The sequence below is a fragment of the Streptomyces sp. NPDC029466 genome (assembly GCF_055574515.1).
The window spans coordinates 1-5,107 of sequence record NZ_JBVHZH010000109.1 but is presented as its reverse complement, the minus strand read 5'-3'; the positions used below and the strand labels follow the sequence as shown (position 1 = coordinate 5,107).

The following is a 5,107-nucleotide window of genomic DNA, read 5'->3' as shown; positions in this document are numbered from 1 at the left end:
GTCCGCCCTGGGGAAGGACCGCCACTGCGCGATGAACGTAACGCGGCCGGATCACCGCCCGGGTAACTACAACGCCACCCTTCCGGCAACCGGCCTGCCCATTGAGTGCTTACTTCGGAATGTCCCGCCAAGTGAGGTCGAGGGCCCGGCAATTACCGTGGGGTGGGCGCGACTCCGGGCCCGCGTGGAACATGGTGCCGGCACGTTTCGTCGTGCTCGACCTGATGCCGCTGACGACGTCCGGAAAGATCGATCGGAAGCGGCTGACCGCCGTACTCTTCGAAGCTGGGGGACCGGGCCGGATCGATGCCGCCGTGGGCAGTACAACCGAGAGGCAGCTGGCCCTCATCTGGTCACAGGTCCTCGACGTCCCGCCGCAGGGCCAGGACGCGGACTTCTTCGCGCTCGGCGGCGATTCCCTGACCATCCCCCGGGTCCGAGACGCCGTCACGGCAAGCTTGGGCGTTGACGTCCCGCTGAACTCCTTCTACGAGTGCCCGCAACTGCACCGGTTGGCCACGCGGGTCGATCTGCTGATTCAGCAGGAAAAGGTGCGTTCACCCAACAACTAGGGCATGAAGATTCTTGGCTTTGGCCTGCCAAGTTCGGGGTTTCGCTGGACACGCGATTCTCATCGGCGGCGCGGACCAGGGGAAGCGTCGAGACCGACGATGTCGGGCGCCCCTTCGCTGTTACTGTCGCGCCATGTCCAAGATCGAGATAGACGTGGTGACCGCCGAGTTCTTCGATGCCTTTGACAACCGGGGCGGCAAGGCCGCCGACGTGGCCCGGATCCGCCGGCTGGTTCTTCCGGGCGGCGTGATCGTCAAGACCGGCCCGGAGTTCACGGTCTACACCGTGGACGAGTTCATCAAGCCTCGCCAGTCACTGCTGACCGACGGTCGGCTGGTCGAGTTCTCCGAGTGGGAGACCTCCGAACAGACAGAGGTCGCGGGCGATGTCGCCTCGCGGTTCAGCGAGTACCGCAAGTCCGGGATCTTGGATGGCGAGCCGTTCGAGGGAGGCGGGACCAAGACCATCCAGTTCGTCCGCACCTCAGAGGGCTGGCGGATCGCAGCGCTTGCCTGGTACGACCAGCCGTGACCGCAGGGCGGTCGGCTGCGGCTTTCCCTGTCGAGGGCGGCTGCCGCGGGGTGGTCGCGCAGACAGAACCGGTGCTGCCGGCGGCCGCCGACCGCTGCCGTGGTGCCGCGGCCCCTCGCCTGGGTGTCCACCACATAGGCGGACGGAACGCACCAGCTCCTGCCTGCGAAGTTCTGCGGAAAGTGGTATCGGCCGGGCTGGCGTTATCCCAGGTCAGAGCGCTCCGGCAAGGGCAGACGCCGAGCCGCCAGTGATCGACGCCACTACCGTTGGCAGGTTCTTCGTCTCTTCGTAGGATCCACCATCATAGCGGTGCTGACCTGCTGAAATGGCGGCCGTGACGGCGTCGGCAGAGCATGGATCCGGGAAGGACCCGGATCTTGACGTCGGCCAACTGAATGATCAGGCATGGTCTGGTAACAAGTCCCTGCGGGTCCGGAGTCCGATCTGCCCGTGGCGTACACCATGGTGTCCCTCATGGCAGGCTGAAGGGGTCGAGAATGTTCCGCAAGGTACTGGTCGCCAATCGTGGTGAGATCGCGATTCGCGCTTTCCGCGCCGGCTATGAGCTGGGCGCGAAAACCGTTGCCGTCTTCCCATACGAGGACCGCAACTCACTGCACCGGCTGAAGGCCGACGAGGCGCATCAGATCGGCGAGCCGGGGCACCCGGTGCGCGCCTACCTCTCCGTGGAGGAGATCGTCCGTGCCGCGCGCCGGGCGGGCGCGGACGCGGTGTACCCGGGCTACGGGTTCCTGTCCGAGAACCCCGATCTCGCGCGGGCTTGCGAGGAGGCGGGCATCACGTTCGTCGGGCCGAGCGCAAGCACGCTCGAACTGACCGGGAACAAGGCGCGCGCGGTGGCTGCCGCGCGCGCCGCCGGCGTACCGGTGCTCGGTTCCTCGGAGCCCTCCAGCGACGTGGACGAACTGGTTCGTGCCGCCGAGGACATCGGTTTCCCCGTGTTCGTCAAGGCGGTCGCCGGCGGCGGCGGACGCGGTATGCGCCGCGTCGAGGACCCCGGCGCGCTGCGCGAGTCCATCGAGGCGGCGGCCCGCGAGGCCGCGTCCGCGTTCGGCGACCCCACCGTCTTCCTGGAGAAGGCCGTCGTCGACCCCCGCCACATCGAGGTGCAGATCCTCGCCGACGGGCACGGCGAGGTCATCCACCTCTTCGAGCGCGACTGCTCGCTCCAGCGCCGGCACCAGAAGGTGATCGAACTCGCGCCCGCGCCGAACCTCGACCCGGCGCTGCGCGAGCGGATCTGCGCCGACGCGGTGCGGTTCGCCCGGGAGATCGGCTACCGCAACGCGGGCACCGTGGAGTTCCTGCTCGACCGCGACGGGAACCACGTCTTCATCGAGATGAACCCGCGCATCCAGGTCGAGCACACGGTGACCGAGGAGGTCACCGACGTCGACCTCGTGCAGGCGCAGCTGCGTATCGCCGCGGGGGAGACACTCGCCGATCTCGGCCTCACCCAGGACACGGTCGTCCTGCACGGCGCCGCGCTGCAATGCCGTATCACCACCGAGGACCCCGCCAACGGCTTCCGCCCGGACACCGGCCGGATCAGCGCCTACCGGTCGCCGGGCGGCTCAGGAATCCGCCTGGACGGCGGCACCACACACGCCGGTACGGAGATCAGCGCGCACTTCGACTCGATGCTGGTCAAGCTCAGCTGCCGCGGCCGCGACTTCAGCACCGCCATCGGCCGGGCCCGGCGCGCGGTGGCCGAGTTCCGCATCCGCGGCGTGGCCACGAACATCCCGTTCCTGCAAGCCGTGCTCGACGACCCCGACTTCCGGGCCGGCCGGGTCACCACCTCCTTCATCGAAGAGCGCCCGCACCTGCTCACCGCGCGCCACTCCGCCGACCGCGGCACGAAGCTGCTCACCTACCTCGCGGACGTCACGGTGAACAAGCCGCACGGCGCACGACCCCAGCTGATCGATCCGATCACCAAACTGCCGCCCCTGCCGGCCATCGAACCGCCCGCCGGCTCCCGGCAGCGGCTCGCCGAGCTGGGCCCGGAGGGGTTCGCCCGGTGGCTGCGCGAGTCACCGTCCATCGGAGTCACCGACACCACCTTCCGGGACGCCCACCAGTCCCTGCTCGCCACCCGGGTCCGTACCAAGGACATGCTCGCCGTCGCCCCGGTGGTGGCGCGGACGGTGCCGCAACTGCTGTCCCTGGAGTGCTGGGGCGGCGCCACCTACGACGTCGCCCTCCGCTTCCTCGCCGAGGACCCCTGGGAGCGGCTGGCCGCACTCCGTGAAGCGGTGCCGAACATCTGCCTCCAGATGCTGCTCCGTGGCCGCAACACCGTGGGCTACACGCCGTACCCGACCGAGGTGACCGACGCCTTCGTCCAGGAGGCCGCGGCCACCGGCATCGACATCTTCCGGATCTTCGACGCGCTCAACGATGTCGGCCAGATGCGGCCCGCCATCGACGCTGTACGGGAGACCGGAACGGCCGTCGCCGAGGTCGCCCTGTGCTACACCTCCGACCTGTCCGACCCCTCCGAGCGGCTGTACACCCTCGACTACTACCTCCGCCTGGCCGAGCAGATCGTGGACGCCGGCGCCCATGTCCTGGCCATCAAGGACATGGCGGGGCTGCTTCGGGCGCCGGCCGCCGAGAAGCTCGTATCGGCCCTGCGCCGCGAGTTCGACCTGCCGGTGCACCTGCACACCCACGACACCGCGGGCGGCCAGCTGGCCACCTACCTCGCCGCGATCCGGGCCGGCGCGGACGCGGTGGACGGCGCGGTCGCGTCCATGGCCGGCACCACCTCGCAGCCTTCGCTGTCGGCGATCGTGGCCGCGACCGACCACTCCGCACGGCCCTCCGGGCTGGATCTGAAGGCGGTCGGGGACCTGGAGCCGTACTGGGAGAGCGTCCGCAGGATCTATGCGCCATTCGAGGCGGGCCTGGCCTCGCCGACCGGCCGCGTGTACCACCACGAGATCCCCGGCGGGCAGCTGTCCAACCTGCGTACGCAGGCAGTCGCGCTCGGCCTGGGCGACCGTTTCGAGGACATCGAGGCGATGTACGCCGCCGCCGACCGGATTCTCGGCCGCCTGGTGAAGGTGACCCCGTCGTCCAAGGTGGTCGGCGACCTGGCCCTGCACCTGGTGGGCGCCGGGGTGAAACCGGAGGACTTCGAGGCGGCACCGAACGAGTTCGACATCCCCGATTCCGTCATCGGCTTCCTCCGCGGCGAGCTGGGGAACCCGCCCGGCGGGTGGCCGGAGCCGTTCCGCGCCAAGGCGCTGGAGGGCCGCGCCGAACCCAGGCCCGTGCAGGAACTGACCGCGGACGACCGTAGCGGACTGGAGCAGGACCGGCGCGCGACGCTCAACCGGCTGCTGTTCCCCGGGCCGGCCCGCGACTTCGAGACACACCGTCAGGCCTACGGCGACACCAGCGTGCTGGACAGCAAGGACTTCTTCTACGGACTGCGTTCCGGGACGGAGTACGCGGTCGATCTCGAGCCGGGGGTACGGCTCCTGATCGAGCTGGAAGCTGTCGGAGAGGCCGACGACCGCGGTATGCGCACCGTGGTGTCCACCCTGAACGGCCAGCTGCGGCCGATCCAGGTACGCGATGCCGCAGCGGCCGCCGACGTACCGGTGACGGAGAAGGCCGACCGGACCAATCCGGGGCATGTCGCCGCGCCGTTCGCCGGGGTGGTGACGCTCGCGGTGGCCGAGGGCGACGAGGTGACGGCCGGCACCACCGTGGCCACCATCGAGGCAATGAAGATGGAAGCCGCGATCACCGCCCCGAAGACCGGACGGGTGGCCAGGCTGGCGATCAACCAGATCCAGCAGGTGGAGGGTGGCGATCTCCTCGTCGACATCGGGTGAATCGCCTCCTGCTATGGCGTGAGCGGTGCCGCCGCCCTGGTCGCGCCGGGCCGGCAGGGCGCTGCGCGACTGGTTGATGGGTGCGGCCGGTGTCGCCTGGACGAGCTGGAAGCCGCCCAGGCGACACC

Annotated in this window: 3 protein-coding genes; all 3 read left to right on the top strand. The window is 69.5% G+C overall.

What is annotated here, in order from left to right; all coding sequences use genetic code 11:
* Nucleotides 1-191 precede the first annotated feature (191 nt).
* The 3 genes from ACZ4XD_RS37195 to ACZ4XD_RS37185 all read left to right on the top strand — a co-directional run bounded on the left by ACZ4XD_RS37195 (nt 192) and on the right by ACZ4XD_RS37185 (nt 4,979).
* Nucleotides 192-572, top strand: coding sequence for a phosphopantetheine-binding protein (locus ACZ4XD_RS37195; protein WP_468049978.1), 381 nt, complete (start codon nt 192-194; stop codon nt 570-572).
* A 133-nt stretch (nt 573-705) separates the two neighbouring features.
* A complete protein-coding gene (locus ACZ4XD_RS37190; RefSeq protein WP_468049976.1) occupies nt 706-1,104 on the top strand; it encodes a nuclear transport factor 2 family protein in 399 nt (132 codons plus the stop codon).
* A gap of 500 nt (nt 1,105-1,604) precedes the next feature.
* Complete coding sequence (locus tag ACZ4XD_RS37185) at nt 1,605-4,979, top strand: pyruvate carboxylase (protein WP_468049975.1); 3,375 nt, start codon at nt 1,605-1,607, stop codon at nt 4,977-4,979.
* Nucleotides 4,980-5,107: the final 128 nt, after the last annotated feature.

Bases quoted from the DNA above. Each gene is read 5' to 3' on its own strand.
- ACZ4XD_RS37195 (WP_468049978.1), top strand. From the start codon at position 192: ATGGTGCCGGCACGTTTCGTCGTGCTCGACCTGATGCCGCTGACGACG.
- ACZ4XD_RS37190 (WP_468049976.1), top strand. From the start codon at position 706: ATGTCCAAGATCGAGATAGACGTGGTGACCGCCGAGTTCTTCGATGCC.
- ACZ4XD_RS37185 (WP_468049975.1), top strand. From the start codon at position 1,605: ATGTTCCGCAAGGTACTGGTCGCCAATCGTGGTGAGATCGCGATTCGC.